This window comes from Paenibacillus sp. GXUN7292 (genome assembly GCF_050864975.1).
Classification (GTDB): Bacteria; Bacillota; Bacilli; order Paenibacillales; family Paenibacillaceae; genus Pristimantibacillus.
Genome location: NZ_JBOZWO010000001.1, coordinates 423024 through 438746 on the forward strand (window position 1 = coordinate 423024; position 15723 = coordinate 438746).

The following is a 15723-nucleotide window of genomic DNA, read 5'->3' on the forward strand; positions in this document are numbered from 1 at the left end:
AGATATGATACTAGAAGTCGCAATTCTGCAAATCAAGCCGGGACAAACAGAAGAGTTTGAACTAAGCTTTCGGCAAGCTTCATCTTTTTATGATCCGTTCCCGACCGTGGAACATTACGAGCTGGTGAGCTTATGAGCATAGCGATCCGATATCTTGCAGAGGGGGAAGCAGCGCCGCTGCCGCTGCTGCTATTGGCTGACCCGTCAGAGAAGCTTGTCCAGCAGTATTTAAAATCGGGTCACTGCCTAGTTGCTGAGGAGAATGGCGAAATAGTAGGCGTAATCGTATTAGTTAAGAAAGCCTCAGCTAAAATGGAAATTATCAATGTAGCGGTAGCTGAAGCTTGTCAAGGCAAGGGCATAGGTAAACAACTCATTAAACGAGCTATACAAGAAGCTAGTCAGCTCGGTGCTAAAACGTTAGAAGTAGGCACAGGCAATTCCAGCATTTATCAGCTGCTGCTGTATCAGAAATGCGGTTTTCGCATTACTGAGGTGGAAAAAGACTTTTTTATAAAGCATTACGATGAACCGATTATTGAAAATGGCATTCCGTGCGTAGACATGATCCGATTAAGTATGAACTTATAATGACAAGCTGAACGCGGGGGAAAGTAACAGCAATGATTAATCATAAATTGTATACGATGTGTATGGTGGAAGATGAAGACAAGGTTTTGCTAATTAATAGACCTGCGGATCGGGGGTTTCCTGGCTATATTGCACCAGGCGGCAAGGTCGATTTTCCAGAAAGTATTGTAGAGGCCGCAATTCGCGAAGTAAGAGAAGAGACTGGACTTATTGTGAAGGATATTACCTATAAAGGGCTGGATGAATTTTGTGATCCCGTGCAAAATTTGCGTTACATGGTATTTAATTATTTAGCCACGTCGTACGAAGGCACTCTGCTTGAACACCCGCCAGAAGGGGAATTGCGGTGGGTAAACAAATGCGATATCGATTTACTGCCTGCGCAGGATTGGTTTAAGCAGCGGGCTCCGCTTTTTTTCAGAGCAGGCACGTTTGAACGTAGTCTCGTCTGGGATAACAAAAATAAAGTTCTTTTTGATGAAATTTTTAAATGCTATGAGTAATTGTGAGCGGGATAGCTTAATAGGTTGCGAAAGGCAGGTTAAAGCTTTTGGACAAAAGACTAGCACTACGGATGGCGATTCAGGATATTTCCTCGCAAGATGCAAAGCAGCTGCTTACAATGATCAAGATGCAGCTGGATATTGCTGAAAGGAACAAGGATGCACAAACAGATTTATACAGAAGCTTGAGAAATCTTTATGAGAAGCTATTAGTTCCCCATAATCCGGTATCATACTGGGCGCCGAACGCTGCTACCACGAAGGTGCATATCGTTTTCGGTGATTCTATTGGTGGCAGCTTGAAATTTGCGATTAGACAGCTCGGGTATGTGGATTCAAACAAAATAATAAATTTTCGCGACCACTTTTCTATCGGCCCTCTATGGCAGCTGCATGTGGAGGCTGGCCGAGCACATAGAAGCGAATGGTTTAAAGAACATATTAACGATGACAACGACGAGGCTGATTGCGATGATATTGCCTATTATCAAGAGATAAATAAACAGATTGCTAATATTCCAGCCGAAGCTTCCATTGAAATATGGTGCGGAAAAAATGCACACGAACAGGCTGGGCTAAGATATGCTATGTATTTGCTGAGAAATAATTCAAATAAAATATATGTTTTCGATGTTGCTGAGGCTTGTGAGAAAAAATATAATACGGCAGATCGGTCAATTCAATATTTACATACGGGCGAAATCCCGCCCGATAAACTTCAAGCTATTTATGGAGAGGCAAAGGAACAAGGGGAAATAACGCACGAAATGAAGCGGCTGCTGGAGCATGAATGGCTGTCGCTGGCTAACAGTGATGAGGTGCTGCGTGTATGGGATGGAGAAAAGGTCCTTAACGTTGCAGCGGATTATTTGGATGAGTATTTGCTTGAGACGGTGGAGAAATTACACGCCTACAAGTCAAGCCGAGACTTTATTAAAGCAGCAAGAGTGATTGGCGAAGCATATGGGCATAGTGAGCAATGTATCAGTGACGGCTACTACGAATACCGGCTAAGACAGCTTATTTACGATGGTTTGCTGGAAATTAAAGGCGTGCCGCGAGCGATGAGGTACTACAGTGTAAGGCGAAAAAGCTAGCCACTTCATCAAGCAAACAAGCCCCCATACGAAGGGGCTTGTTTTTTTGCTTTGTGATCATGATACGACATCCTTGGCTGCCTTTTTCGTTTTACGCGGCTGTTTAGGCTTGTCTGTTCCAGGATCCTGAGGAATTTGCACAGCTTGCAAAGAGGCTTGCAATGCTGCCATCAGGTCAACTACTTTGCTAGGGCCCGCAGCTGCCGGAGCAGCAACAATATCAGGGCTTTCTCCCGCAATCTTATCCTCAATTAGCTCGATGAGTGAAGATCTGTATTCATCAGTATATTTTCCTGCATCAAACTCGCTCGATAGCTGCTCCACAAGCATTTTAGCCATTTGCAATTCCCGATCATCAATTTTGGCAAGACCCGCATCGGTTAAGTTAGGCACTTGATTAACAGACCTGATTTCGTCAGGAAAATGCATGGTTTCCATGCAGATGCAGTTATCGATGACACGAATAGCAGCAAGACTGCTTTTGCTTCGAATCGAAATTTTAGCTATTCCTATTTTATTCGTTTGAGAAATTGCCGCAAGCAGCAGGTCATAGGCTCCCGAACCAGCCATATCCGGAGAAAGATAATAGGTTTTGTCGTAGTAGATCGGATCGATTTCTTTTAAATCGACAAAATCCAAAATTTTAATGGTGCGGGCAGATTCCGGCTTAATCGCTTCAATCTCTTCCTCTTTAATAACGACAAATTTATTTCTTTCGTACTCAAAGCCTTTGACAATATCGTCAGGCCCTACTTCTTTATCACAATTGCCGCATGTTTTTTTGTAAGAAATCGGCAAGCCGCATTCCTTATGCAGCTGCCTGAAGTGGATATCTTTATCCTCCGTAGCGGCATGCATTTTAATTGGAATATGAACTAGCCCAAAGCTAATTGCGCCTTTCCAGACAGTATGCATATATTCAGCCCCTATCATTTTGAATATTTATTTAGAACAGTTATTTATACTATTTCTAAAAAAACGAACATTTATACGGTATTGTCCGCCACTCATGTTATGTACAAAAAAAATCGGAGCCCTCTTTCGAGAGCTCCATACATGGGAGAGGAGAAACCGGACGAAGAACTTATGGGGAAACGTAAGTCTTCTCCGCGGTTGTCTACGGCATCTTCCGACGCCGATGAACTTATTTTGTCCGCTTTTAAAATGTTTATACCTGTATGCCCTGAAATATTTGGCTGCTGAAAGGATATTGACAATTTGTTAGCGGCGTGTCATAGATATAGTCACCTGAAATCATTAAGAGAGGATACGTGAAGGATGCTCCAACGGCTGCTGACTTTTTTAATGAATCGTTCTTTATTTACAAAAATATTCGTATCGATAAGCTTAGTATCGATGATCGGCGTATTCAGCATTGCTACGGTTTATCAAATTTATTTTAAGGATATTTTGATTGGCAACGAGATTGACCGCGTTCAGCGTTCGATCAATCAAGCGGCTCTGAATCTGGACAACCAGCTGAAACGAATCGTCAACGATATGTATTATTTCTTTGAATACTCCGAAACAGGTCTGGATTTGATGAAAGCAGAAATATCAGATATAAAGACAACAGAGGATATGCTCAATGCTTATAAAGTTTTGGAAGCGTTTCAAATGAGGTATTCAGGGGATGTAGAGTCCATTTTTTTAATCCGTAAGGATGAAGACGGCAAGGAGCGGTTTCTCTATGATCCGCGCTTCGTGCGCAATGAAGCTATAGATTACCGAACTCATCAATGGTATCGCAATTTTACCCGAAAACAGAAGGCGCTTTGGTCGGAGTTGACGAAGGAGCATATTTTTTATCAGGATCGTTCGCTTCATTCTGTATATTTGACGATGGCTAAATATGATATTGACGGCAGGGACGGGATGATTGTAATACGGCTGAACGCCAAAATGTTCGGGGACGCCTTTCACCTGCTGGCAGATAATGATTTGTACATTGAGCTGATTCATACGACAGGCACCAAATTATTTGCTTCTTTCCCGCCTAAACCGGAGGAGAGCGCTGACTGGATCGCTATGACCGCACCGCTGGAATATTCAGGATTTGAGGTCCGCGCTTATGTAGATAAGCAATCGCTGCTTGATAAAGTGATGAAAATAAAAACCTTCCGAACGGTTGTCGTAGCTGCAGTGTTTATGATCACGCTAGTCATTTCGATTTTGCTCTCTTTAACTTTGGTCAGACCTATTCGCAAGCTGCTGAAGCTGATGAGGCATGTGGAAAAGGGGGATTTCGACGTCAGGTTTCCGACTAAATATAAGGATGAAATCGGCACACTAGGCCTTGGTTTCAGCAAAATGATAGCACGAGTATCAGAGCTGATCCAGCGGGTTTATGTCGTAGGCATGGAAAAGATGGAATCCGAGCTTCAGCAGAAGGAAGCAACGATAAAGGCGATGCAAAACCAAATCAATCCTCATTTTCTTTATAACACACTAGAAACGATCAATTGTCTTGCTATTGTTCATCAAGTGCCAAGCATTAATCATATGAGCAAGGCGCTTGCCGACTTTTTTAGATATTCTATTGAAAAACAGCATATTGAGGTTACGCTCGGAGAAGAGCTGGAGCATGTGAAAACCTATTTGCTTATACAGGCGGAACGCTATCCTGATATCGAAGCTGACTTATCAATCCCAGAGCATTTATACGATTATTCTATTATTAAACTTACTTTGCAGCCGCTTATCGAAAATGTTTACTATCATGCTTTTACCGGAGAAAGAGATTATTTTTTTACAGTATCAGGCTACGAGGAAAGTCATGCATCCTATGTCATTCAAATTGAGGATAATGGAGAGGGCATGGGCGAGGAGCAAATGCTGAGCATGATGGACTTGTTTCGTTTGGAGGATGTAAAAGAAATGCCGGAAACTATACCGGTGCATCTGAATACCCGTCATGGCATCGGCATGCTGAATGTGCATTTTCGGATTCGCTTGCGCTTTGGCGCCCCTTACGGCATCGAGCTGTCACATTCTGACTGGGGAGGATTGATTGTACGGGTAAGGCTGCCAAGAATCTTACATCAGGAAGGGGGAGCGACAGCGTGAAAGTGTTGGTTGTAGACGATGAGGCGATTATAAGGCGAGGCATTATTACGCTGCTTCAGCAAATGCATGCGGATATTGCATTGTGCATGGAAGCGAAGAACGGCAAGGCTGCTTTGGAAATGATGGAGCAAGAGCTTCCGGATTTAATAGTATCTGATATAAAAATGCCAGTGATGGATGGCATGGAGCTGATTAAAGCGGTAAAGGAACGCCAGCCGCATATTGCAATCGTTATTTTGACGGGATATGCCGATTTTTGTTATGCGCAGCAGGCTCTTAAATACGGGGTTTCGGACTACTTGCTTAAGCCGGTTACAAAAGAAAAGATGGAAGAGATGCTGCTCAAAATAAGGCTGAGAACGCCCGATGCTTGGGCATCAGATTATCAGCTTGTGCGAGTCATGAAGGATACGGTGATACAGCTGACTCGAAGCATGCTTGGCGAGCGAATGGATGAGGCTGAGCATTTGCTGGCGCAATGGAAGCAGTTTTGTTCGCAACGGAAGCTTACTCTGCTAGAGCTGCAGCAGCTGATGTCTCACTTTTATGTAGCATATACAGCAGAGTTAATTCAGCATATTCCTTCAGTTATAGAAGAAGAGCTTCAGCTTCAGCAAGCATCAAGCTCGGCTGAGGAGTTATTTCATAACTGGCAGTTATTCCTGCTAGAGCAGGTTCAGCTTATTGCAGATAAACGAGCGCCGCGCAACAAGCGTGTAGTTGATTTGGTAATAACTGAGATTGCGGCCAGCTTCTCGCGCGAGGACTTAAATTTGCAATATTTATCGGAATGCGCCGGAGTATCCCCTGCTTATTTAAGTAAAATGTTCCGGGAAGTGATGAATATGCCTATTACGCAGTATATAAGCGAGTACCGTCTGGAGCAAGTCAGGACAAAGCTGGAAAATGGGGATGAGGAGCGGATAAGCACCATTGCCGAACAATGCGGCTTTTATGATTACCCTTATTTCTCCAAAGTATTTAAACGAGCCTTTGGCGTCTCACCCTTGGAATATAGGGAAAAGGCTTTATCTTAGACCGCTGATGCGGTCTTTTAGTTTTCTAAAGACAAGCGAGGGCGTTTGGCGACATGGTTGAAAGCCTTTTCACATTTTATAATCACAATTGTAAGCGCTAGATTAGCTTCAATAAGACATAATCAGGGAGGTTCACTATGTACGGAAAATCGTCTAAGTCGGTACTCGTTTTTTTCTGTCTTGTATTAATGGCTTCGTTAATTGCAGCTTGCGGAGGCTCGTCATCCGGCAAGCCGGCTCCGAGCGAAAGTAATTCGGGCGGCAGTGCAGCACCTCAGGAGTCGGATAACGGCAGCGGAACGGAAAACGGTCCATTATCACTGGAGGACTGGGGCAAGAAAATAGCAGAAAAGCATAAGGGAACTGAGATCAAGCTTGCATTTGCCAGCCATCCGTCCACTGATGCTTTTCAAAAGATGACAAAAAGCTTCGAAGAGTTGACGGGCATTAAAGTGCGCTGGGAAGTAATGGAACAAACCTACTTGAAAAATAAGCAGCTTATGGATATTACAGCGAAAACAGGCACGTATGACGTATTAATGGTAGATAATTTTTGGAATGACGAGTATATATCCAAAAATGTAGCAACACCGCTTAACAGCTACTTGGATGACAGCAGCTTAACGCCAGAATGGTTCGACTATGATGACATCGTTCCTGCTTACCGCAATATGTTTGCGAAGCAAGACGGTACGGTCTATGGTATTCCTACGGCAGGAGAAACGCGCTTTATTGCTTACCGCAAAGACTTGTTTGAGAAGTATGACAAGCAGCCGCCGAAAACGATGGATGAATACTTGGAGCTGGCGAAATTTTTCAACGGCAAAGAGGAAGGCTTGTACGGTGTAGCGATGCGTGCGCAGCGCGGCATTCATTTTGCATCGGGGCTTATGAGCATCATGTATAACTTCTCCGACGGCATTTTGAATCAGAAGACAGGTGAAATTACGATGAACGATCCTTCTATGGTGCAGGCGTTGCAATTTTATGTAGATTTGCTGCAAAACGCCCCGCCAGACGTAGCTTCTTACACGCATGAAGAAGCAGTATCGGCTTTTATGTCAGGCAAGGTAGCGATGTGGCTCGATGCGACAGCGATTGCGCCCTGGATTCTTGATCCGAAAAAGTCAAAGGTGTATGACAAGGTTGGCTTTATGCCTACACCGGAAGGGCCGGCTGGACGTGCAAGCGCGCTTGCGGGCTGGACGATGGCGATTTCTGAGCAATCTAAAAATAAAGATGCGGCTTGGGCGTTCATTGTTTATATGAACAGCAAGCTGAGCAGCAAGGAGTATATCCAGCATGGCGGCGTATTGGTGCGAACCTCGCAATTCGAAGATCCTGAGCTGGCTGGCGATGATGTTATGTATCCGGTTGTGCTTGAAGCGCTGAAGGATGCCAACGCTCTTATGGAGCGCGGTGTTTCCTGGGTTCCGCCGCACGAGAAGCTGGGACAAATGCTTGACCGTGTAGGTTATTACGGCAGTATGGCATTAAGCAATGAGATGACGGTCGCCGATGCTGCCGAAAAAGCGCAGAAGGAGCTCGAAGATATCGTCAAGGAGTAGCAGATAAATTAGAAGAATGAGGAGTGCTGAGCCTGATGGATAATGCACTCCTCTCTTCAAGAAGTGAGAGGATATAATTATGCTGCGATCATACTTTAAACAACGGCCGTATATGGTTTATATACTGCCTGCGGTGCTTCTGCTGGGCCTGCTCACCCTCATTCCGACATTAGCGCTCTATTTTTTAAGTATTACAAATTATGAGCTGGGCGCTTCGTCTTTTAAAATAGTCTGGTTTGAAAATTATTGGCGTTTAATAAAAAGCGTTGAGTTCCGCAATTCCTTTTCGCTGAGCATTTATTTCAGTGTTCTGGTAACGGCAATTGAACTGGTGCTCGGTTTTTTCCTGGCCAAGCTGCTCGATCGCGAGATGAGATTCAAGTCAGTCGTTTTTGCCTGTTTAATTGTACCGATTGCGATGACACCGAGCATTACGGGACAAATATGGAAGCTGATGCTGAATGCAGAATATGGCGTGCTTAACTTTTTACTTGAAAACTCGCTTGGACTTAAAGTTGTATGGCTCGCTCCAGAAAATGCGCTGCTTTCAACGATGATGGTTGATATTTGGCAAAATACTCCGTTTGTAGCTTTAATTCTTTATGCCGGATTGCGATCGCTTCCTATAGAACCGTATGAGGCCGCGCTTACGGATGGCGCAAGTAAATGGCAGGTTTTTCGTCATATTACGCTGCCTTTGCTTAAGCCTATGATATTGCTCGCTCTTATTTTCAGACTAATTGACTCGCTCCGTACCTTTGATATCCCGTTCTCCTTGACGCAGGGAGGGCCTGGAAGCGCTACTGAATTTTTAAGCTTGCACGTCTATAGGCTCGGATTTGCTCAAACGGGCTGGGTTGGCCGGGCATCGGCCGCCGCTTTGGTGCTGATGGTGCTCATTACGGTAATTAGTATGATATTACTGAGAATATTCCGCAAAGGAGTGGAGGAGAAAGGATGAAAACGATGAAGCTTGCCAAGCATACCAGTCACATGAGCCTGTCACTGATCACTGTTTTCGTCTGCGTTGTATCTGTCTTCCCGCTCTTTTGGATGCTGCTTGTAAGCTTTAAGACAGGAACGCAGACGCTTGATCCAAGCGTATGGTTTTTTAAACCGACATTGGATAATTACAGAGAAACTTTCATGTACCGCAACATTACGAGCTATTTGAGCAACAGCTTTATCGTGGTTGTCTTTACGACGCTTATTTCAATTATAATCGGCGGGCTGGCGGCTTATGGGTTTGCCCGGTTTGAATTCAAGAAGAGGGAGAATATGGCTTTTTGGGTATTGAGCTTGCGCATGCTGCCGCCTATGGCGACGGTTATACCATTTTTCGTGATGGCGCAAATGCTGCGAATTCTCGATACTCATTTGGTGCTCATTATTTGCTATATGCTTTTTAATATTCCTTTTACGATTTGGATGATGAGAGGCTTTTTTGAAGAAATTCCGCTTGCTATCGAGGAGGCTGCTTTGGTCGACGGCTGTTCAAGATTTCAGGTGTTTATGAAAATATTACTGCCTCTGGCCGTGCCGGGACTTATTGCTACCGCTATTTTTTGCATTATACAATCGTGGAATGAATTTGCCTTTGCGCTGTTTCTTACCAGCTCGGATGCGAATACGCTGCCGACAACTGTTACGCTATTTCTCTCGATTACAGGTGTCGTATGGGGCGAGATGTCCTCAGTTGGCGTAATCACCATCATTCCTGTGCTTGTGTTTGCCATGATCGTTCAGAAATATATGATCCGGGGTTTAACCTTTGGCGGAGTTAAATAGAAGATGTCGGGGGCTGCTCATTTATTGTGGGAATCATTGGTAAGCAATATGAAAGGGGAACGGAGAGCAAGATTGGGACTGGAGAAGCGGCAGCGTCCGCCTTTGTAGGCCTATTTTAACCTTTAAATGTTTTAAATAATCTAAAAAATTGGCGTACAACAGCGGTCGGAAGCCCAAACTTGATCGTAGTGTCCATCTATTATCATTGCTTGATGCTTAAATCACAATCGACAGCCACGGCAGATATGTTTAAAGACAAATGTAGGGAATGTATGATATAGGGCAAAGGAGAGCTTGAACATGAAAGTGGCCATTATCGGTTGCGGTTTTATGGGATTTACGCATGCTGCGGCTTACCAGGCTATGGCAAATGTGGAATTGGTCGGCATGTGCGGCATGAGAGAACGGGATCGGATGCGGGTTGTTGAAAGAGGCATTCCTTATTTTGATACGCTGGAGCAAATGATTTCGGAGGCGAAACCTGAGGTTATCAATATTTGTCTGCCGACACATTTGCATAAAGAAATGACAGTAAAGGCTGCCTCCGCGGGCATACATGTTATATGCGAAAAACCGATGGCCGGTAATTTAGCAGACGCCAAAGAAATGATCCAGGTATGCAAACGAAATAAGGTGAAGCTGTTTATTGCACATGTTCTTCGATTTTTTCCAAGCTATCAAAATATGACCGCGCACGTCAGACAAGGCGAAATCGGCGATCTTGGCGTGATTAACACGAGGCGGGTTGTCGCCCATCCGGGCAAGGAGCCCGGCTCCTGGTATAACGATGACGCCAAAAGCGGCGGAGTAGTGATGGATCTTATGATTCATGATACGGACTTTGTAAGCAGCCTGCTGGGCGAGGCAGATACGGTATATGCTATGAAACGAAAAACGGCAGAAAAGCAGTATGCGCTTGTGACTATAAAATTTACGAACGGAACGCTTGCTAATTTGGAAGCATTATGGGGCTATGCGGGACCATTAACTTATTCCTGCCGCATCTCCGGGAAGAAGGGAGTTATTCGTTTTAACAGCGAGAGCAGCTCGAGCATTCGGATGATTAAAGATGTAGAGAAGGAAAAAGTTTCTGGTGCGGATTCCGGATCAGCAGCCGAAGCTGTCAGGCTGCAAAGCCCGCTGCTTCGGGATCCTTATCAAACGCAATTGGAGCATTTCATCGCTTGTATAAAAGATGGGACTGAGCCGGTTATTTCGGAGTACGATGCTTACAATGCGCTGCTTCTCTCTTTGGCTGCCAACCATTCTGCGGAGATTGGCCAGCCAGTAAAGCTTTCAACTTTTGCAACTGGAGGGGAAGTCTGATGACAATTCTAAAGGTCGGCATGATCAGCTTTGCTCATGCCGGACATCCCGAAAATTATTTGAAAGGACTGTTGAACCATCCTAACGTAATCATTGCAGGAATTGCCGATGAGAAAAAGGAACGGGTCGACAAATGGATCAGCGAGCATGACATACCTTATTACGCTGATTATCGCGATCTATTGCTGACGGATTGTGATGCGGTCATTATTTGCTCAGAGTACAGGGATCACGCTCGCATTACAATCGAGGCCGCAAAGGCTGGAAAGCATATATTATGCGAGAAGCCGCTAGGCTTGTCCATTGAAGAAATGAGGCAAATGATCCATGTATGCCAAGAACAGCAGGTGCAGCTTATGACGGCGTTCCCTTGCCGTTATCTGACTTCGATTATTGAGGTTAGAGCTGCTATTCAGCGTGGTGATATTGGTGAGGTAATCGCGATAAAAGGGACGAATCGCGGTGTCAATCCGGGACATTGGTTTATTGATGCGGAGCGGTCAGGCGGCGGCTCAATAATGGATCATACCGTTCATATTATGGATGTAATGAACTGGATTATGGAGGTGCCGGTGAAGGAGGTTTATGCTCAGGCAAGCACCGTGTTTTACGACATCGACGTCGATGATGCAGGCATGGTGCATGTGAAATTCGAAAATGACGTGATTGGTGTTATCGATACGAGCTGGTCGCTTACGGAGGCATTTCCGATGATTTTTGATGTGACGCTTGAAGTGATTGGCACGAAAGGCGTCATTTCGGTGGATGCGCTAGCGCAAAACAATGAAATTTACGGCGGCAGCAGCAACAAAGCACAGTGGAGCTTTTGGGGAGATGATCTTGACCGTTATTTGGTAGAAGGGTTTCTCGATGCTTTGCTAAGCGGGAAAAATGTGCCGATTACAGGCGAGGACGGCTATAAGGCGACTGCTGTTGCATTGGCTGCCTACGAATCGATTCGTCGTGACGAAACGGTAGCGATGGCTCCTTTCGAGAAAGAGAGGCTTGCATGATAAAAGTCGGCGTTGTAGGGATGGGAATACGCGGCCAGTTATACGCGCAGACTGTGCAGCAAAATAATTATGCCAAGCTGCAAGCGGTCAGTGATGCTTATGAGCCTTCATTAGCTGCAGCTTGCGAGCGGTTCGGAGCAAAAGGGTATAGTCATATCGAGCACATGCTGGAGCAAGAGCAGCTTGATGTTCTGATTGTGGCTACGCCGGATTATTTGCATAAGGCTCCGGTGCTTGCGGCAGCAAGCAAAGGTGTTCATATTTTAGTAGAGAAGCCTTTCTCCACTAGCCTGGAGGAAGCAGAAATCATGTATTCAGCTGTTCAGAAATCAGGCATCAAATGCATGGTAGCATTTGAAAATCGTTGGAATAGCCCTTTTGTTGCGGTTCAGGAGGCGATTAGGCAGGGGGAGATCGGCCGTGTACTTACGATGAATTCGCGTCTTAATGATACGATCTACGTGCCGACAAAAATGTTGAAATGGTCGCAAGGCTCTTCTCCGGGATGGTTTTTGCTGCCGCATTCAATCGATTTGGCATTATGGTTCAAAGGCGTTAAGCCGGTTAAGGTGTTTGCAGCAGGCTCAAAAGGCAAGCTGGCCGGCATGGGCATCGACACCTATGATTCAATCCAGGCAATCATTTCGTTTGAGGATGGAACACATTCGTCCTTTACGACGAGCTGGGTTTTACCTGAAAGCATGCCGATGATTTATGATTTCAAATATGAAATTATAGGGTCAGACGGAGCTTTATATGTTGATTTGGCCGATCAAATGGTACGTCAGGCGTCAAGCAGCTACAGACATATGCATACGCTAGGCACATCGATCAATGGACAGCTTGGTGCAGCGCCCAATTATATGCTGAACGCTTTTATTGATAATGTGCGTCTGGATACCGAGCCGTTGGCATCCTCAGCTGACGGGCTGTTGAATACGCGAGTTGTAGCTGCTATTCATCAGTCGATCAAATCAGGAATTTCAATTCATATCCAATAAATTCAGCGATAAATCACTTGTTTGACAGGCAAGCTCAAAGGAATGACATGCTCCCGTCCTTTGTGCTTGCCTGTGCTGTCATGCTATCCAACGCCTCTTTTAAAGACTTCATTTCCCCGAAATCCAATATCATTAAATCGCCATTCTTACTAATTAAAATAAGCTTATACTTTATTCCCTTACAGAATGTATGTTACTATAAGCGGGAATAGTCAAGAAGAATGCTTGGCTAAAGATATACAGTTTTTTGGTGAATAATAAGAACATCTTGAGGTGGATATCTGGGGTTCTTATATTTTAGAAAGGGGCAACAGGCAGTGAGAGTAATTGCAGGCGAAGCAAAAGGACGAGCCCTAAAAGCGGTTCCCGGCAATCAAACGCGGCCAACCTCGGATAAAGTTAAAGAGGCGATCTTTAGTATGATCGGTCCATACTTTAATGGAGGTATTGCGCTGGATTTATTTGCTGGAACAGGCGGACTCGGAATTGAAGCCTGGAGCAGAGGAGTGGAACGGGTTATATTCGTAGACCGCGAAAAGCAGAGCACGGATATTATCCGCTTGAATGTCCAGACCGTCAAAATGGAGCCATTTGCTGAAATTTACCGGAATGATGGAGAACGTGCCCTAAAAGCGTTAGCGCGGCGTGGGCTGAAGCTAGCTATCGTGTTTCTTGATCCGCCCTATCGCATGACGAATATGATAGAGCTGATGGAATCGCTTGCAGAGCTGCAAATGCTGGAGCAGGATGCTGTTATCGTCGTGGAGCATGACGCAGCTGTCAGCTATCCCCAGGAGCATCCGAGGTTTGAATTAAAAAAAGCTGCCGAGTACGGTGATACGGCGGTTACTATATATCAGTATAAAGACATCAATAGTTTTAGCGGGAGTGATTCTAATGTCGAATGAGCAAGCGTCCGATACGAAAAAAATAAGAATTGCAGTTTATCCAGGCAGCTTTGATCCTGTTACATATGGCCATCTGGATATTATTCAGCGTTCAGCCAAGCAATTTGATCGTTTAATCGTCGCTGTTCTTAATAATACAAGTAAAAATCCGCTATTCTCGGTAGAAGAGCGGAAAGAGCTGCTGGCGGAAGTGACGAAACATATTCCTAATGTCGAAATCGACAGCTTTCGAGATCTGCTCGTTCGATTCATGAAATCCAAAAATGCGAATGTCATTATAAGAGGTATCCGTTCCGTTACTGATTTTGAATATGAGCTGCAGCTAGCTTCAACGAATCATTTGCTGGACGACGAGATCGACACCATTTTTATGATGACTAATCCTAAATTTTCTTATTTAAGCTCTAGTATTGTAAAGGAAATTGCACATTTCAACGGTGATGTACATGAGCTCGTGCCTCCTTATGTAGAGATGAAGCTGCAGGGAAAATATTTAGAGCGCTCTAAGAAATCGTAATAAAATCGTATAAACAACGAGCAGCAATCCTGCTGCTAATATAGTAAACGGAAGCGATAGCTGCCAAATATACGGCAAATCATGAAAGTAGAATAACAGTCGATGTTCTTCGGTTTGCCCGATCCATTTTTCTGTGAAAATCCGTACAACAGGGAATGTATTTTCCTTTACCATATGTGAAAGCAGCCAGGATAATGGTTTCCATAGTATAATCGTAAACAGAAAAGCATGCGCGGCATGCAATATACGATACAATACGAATGGGAAAATGGAAATTCTAGAGCCGAAGGTAGTATAACTGGCTTGCAAAATACCGCTTATGCCGCTCCAGGATAACGCTGCAGCGATAATAGCAGCAGGCAAGGCCAAGCTTTTTCCCGGCTCAGCGTTAGCTGCAATGGCATGTGCTCCAAGATGGCTTTCAAGCAGTGCCTGTCCCAAATAAGGGAGCTGGGCGGACTGAAACAACGGTGAACATAACTTGGCTACCATAGCTGCAAAAATCATAAAGCCGCCTACGACGAGCAGCTTTTGAACAGATGCGGCGACAGCATCGCCCAATACTTTGCCGAAGCTTCTGCCGTCCTCCAATCTGGCAAGCCGCATCGCTGCTGCAGCTCTATGAAGCAGTTTTTTATTCATCAACGATTTTTGAATATGAGCTTGCCATTCATGATTCGATGCTACAGCTTCAGAGAGCTCAGCCGCTGAAGCTTTTTTTTCATTGGTTGAGGCATGCTGCTGGTGTGCTTTTTTCCTAGGGAGCAGCATTTGAACACTAAACATCATCCAAAGGCCTGACAGCCAAATGGCAGCCAAAATCATGATTCCTGTAATGGGCTCCTTCAAAAAAGCAGAGCCTACGATAACTAAAACGAAAAGCGGGCTGGGCATGTGGGCAATTGCCATCGTCCGCGCTGCTTCCGATTTATTCAGCAAGCCGCGCTTCATTAAATTCATAGCGGCATCGGAGCCGGCGGGGAAGCCGCCGAACCAGCCGATTGCAATTGGAACAGCAGCAGTGCCAGGCAGCTTGAAGCAGCGCCTTATTGCAGGCTCTGACAAAGTTGCAAAGCCACGGATCAATCCAAAGGCAAGCATAATTTCAAACAGAATAAGAAAGGGCAGAAGCCCGGGGAAAACTATATTCCACCACACGCCAAGCCCTTGCAGTGATGCTTGAAAGGAAGCGTCCGGCTGGATAATGATCATACATACTAGACTGAGGGAGAGGGCTGCAAGCAATAATGTTCTACCCAACAGCGTCAGCTCCTTTGCTATAGATTGGACAAACGGTGCTCTGTAAAT

At 44.9% G+C, this 15723-nt stretch carries 16 protein-coding genes; 14 read left to right on the plus strand and 2 right to left on the minus strand.

The annotated features are described in order from the left end of the window. The first annotated feature begins 4 nt into the window (after window positions 1-4). The 4 genes from ACRRU2_RS01915 to ACRRU2_RS01930 are packed head-to-tail and all read left to right on the plus strand — an operon-like array spanning window position 5 to window position 2191. Entirely contained in the window at window positions 5-136 is a 132-nt protein-coding gene (locus ACRRU2_RS01915; RefSeq protein WP_331698325.1) for a hypothetical protein, read from the plus strand. Then, a complete protein-coding gene (locus tag ACRRU2_RS01920; protein ID WP_432499777.1) occupies window positions 133-591 on the plus strand; it encodes a GNAT family N-acetyltransferase in 459 nt (152 codons plus the stop codon). Before ACRRU2_RS01915 ends, ACRRU2_RS01920 begins: the two co-directional genes overlap by 4 nt. Before the next feature lie 32 nt (window positions 592-623). Next, entirely contained in the window at window positions 624-1094 is a 471-nt protein-coding gene (locus ACRRU2_RS01925) for an 8-oxo-dGTP diphosphatase (RefSeq protein ID WP_331698323.1), read from the plus strand. Between the two features lie 47 nt (window positions 1095-1141). Then, window positions 1142-2191, plus strand: coding sequence for a DUF1835 domain-containing protein (locus ACRRU2_RS01930; RefSeq protein ID WP_432499778.1), 1050 nt, complete (start codon window positions 1142-1144; stop codon window positions 2189-2191). Between the two features lie 57 nt (window positions 2192-2248). On the opposite strand, the gene ACRRU2_RS01935 is transcribed toward ACRRU2_RS01930, so the two are convergent. After that, window positions 2249-3106, minus strand: a complete 858-nt coding sequence (locus ACRRU2_RS01935) for a Ku protein (RefSeq protein WP_331698321.1) — start codon at window positions 3104-3106, stop codon at window positions 2249-2251. A gap of 363 nt (window positions 3107-3469) precedes the next feature. Between ACRRU2_RS01935 and ACRRU2_RS01940 the strand changes: the two genes are divergently transcribed. From ACRRU2_RS01940 to coaD, 10 genes are all read left to right on the plus strand, one after another. Next, window positions 3470-5257: a histidine kinase gene (locus tag ACRRU2_RS01940; protein ID WP_432499779.1), complete on the plus strand. Its 1788-nt coding sequence runs from the start codon at window positions 3470-3472 to the stop codon at window positions 5255-5257. Continuing rightward, window positions 5254-6294 (plus strand): response regulator transcription factor, encoded by a 1041-nt coding sequence (locus ACRRU2_RS01945; RefSeq protein WP_331698317.1) that lies wholly within the window; start codon window positions 5254-5256, stop codon window positions 6292-6294. Before ACRRU2_RS01940 ends, ACRRU2_RS01945 begins: the two co-directional genes overlap by 4 nt. 137 nt (window positions 6295-6431) lie before the next feature. Then, window positions 6432-7862: an ABC transporter substrate-binding protein gene (locus tag ACRRU2_RS01950; protein WP_432499780.1), complete on the plus strand. Its 1431-nt coding sequence runs from the start codon at window positions 6432-6434 to the stop codon at window positions 7860-7862. A 79-nt stretch (window positions 7863-7941) separates the two neighbouring features. Next, window positions 7942-8823, plus strand: a complete 882-nt coding sequence (locus tag ACRRU2_RS01955; RefSeq protein WP_331698315.1) for a carbohydrate ABC transporter permease — start codon at window positions 7942-7944, stop codon at window positions 8821-8823. After that, window positions 8820-9650 carry a carbohydrate ABC transporter permease gene (locus ACRRU2_RS01960; protein WP_331698314.1) on the plus strand — a complete coding sequence of 277 codons (831 nt, stop codon included), beginning with the start codon at window positions 8820-8822 and terminating at the stop codon, window positions 9648-9650. Before ACRRU2_RS01955 ends, ACRRU2_RS01960 begins: the two co-directional genes overlap by 4 nt. 300 nt (window positions 9651-9950) lie before the next feature. Beyond that, complete coding sequence (locus tag ACRRU2_RS01965) at window positions 9951-10976, plus strand: Gfo/Idh/MocA family protein (protein ID WP_432499781.1); 1026 nt, start codon at window positions 9951-9953, stop codon at window positions 10974-10976. Next, entirely contained in the window at window positions 10976-11989 is a 1014-nt protein-coding gene (locus ACRRU2_RS01970) for a Gfo/Idh/MocA family protein (protein ID WP_432499782.1), read from the plus strand. The genes ACRRU2_RS01965 and ACRRU2_RS01970 overlap by 1 nt, the downstream gene beginning before the upstream one ends. Further along, a complete protein-coding gene (locus ACRRU2_RS01975) occupies window positions 11986-12990 on the plus strand; it encodes a Gfo/Idh/MocA family protein (RefSeq protein WP_432499783.1) in 1005 nt (334 codons plus the stop codon). Before ACRRU2_RS01970 ends, ACRRU2_RS01975 begins: the two co-directional genes overlap by 4 nt. A 281-nt stretch (window positions 12991-13271) precedes the next feature. Beyond that, the gene (gene rsmD, locus ACRRU2_RS01980) at window positions 13272-13898 is read left to right on the plus strand and encodes a 16S rRNA (guanine(966)-N(2))-methyltransferase RsmD (protein ID WP_331698356.1); all 627 of its coding nucleotides are present in this window, start codon (window positions 13272-13274) and stop codon (window positions 13896-13898) included. Beyond that, window positions 13888-14415 carry a pantetheine-phosphate adenylyltransferase gene (coaD, locus tag ACRRU2_RS01985; RefSeq protein ID WP_331698310.1) on the plus strand — a complete coding sequence of 176 codons (528 nt, stop codon included), beginning with the start codon at window positions 13888-13890 and terminating at the stop codon, window positions 14413-14415. The genes rsmD and coaD overlap by 11 nt, the downstream gene beginning before the upstream one ends. Here coaD and ACRRU2_RS01990 read toward each other — a convergent pair. Then, window positions 14392-15675: a hypothetical protein gene (locus tag ACRRU2_RS01990; RefSeq protein WP_432499785.1), complete on the minus strand. Its 1284-nt coding sequence runs from the start codon at window positions 15673-15675 to the stop codon at window positions 14392-14394. The genes coaD and ACRRU2_RS01990 overlap by 24 nt on opposite strands. Between the last annotated feature and the right edge of the window lie 48 nt (window positions 15676-15723).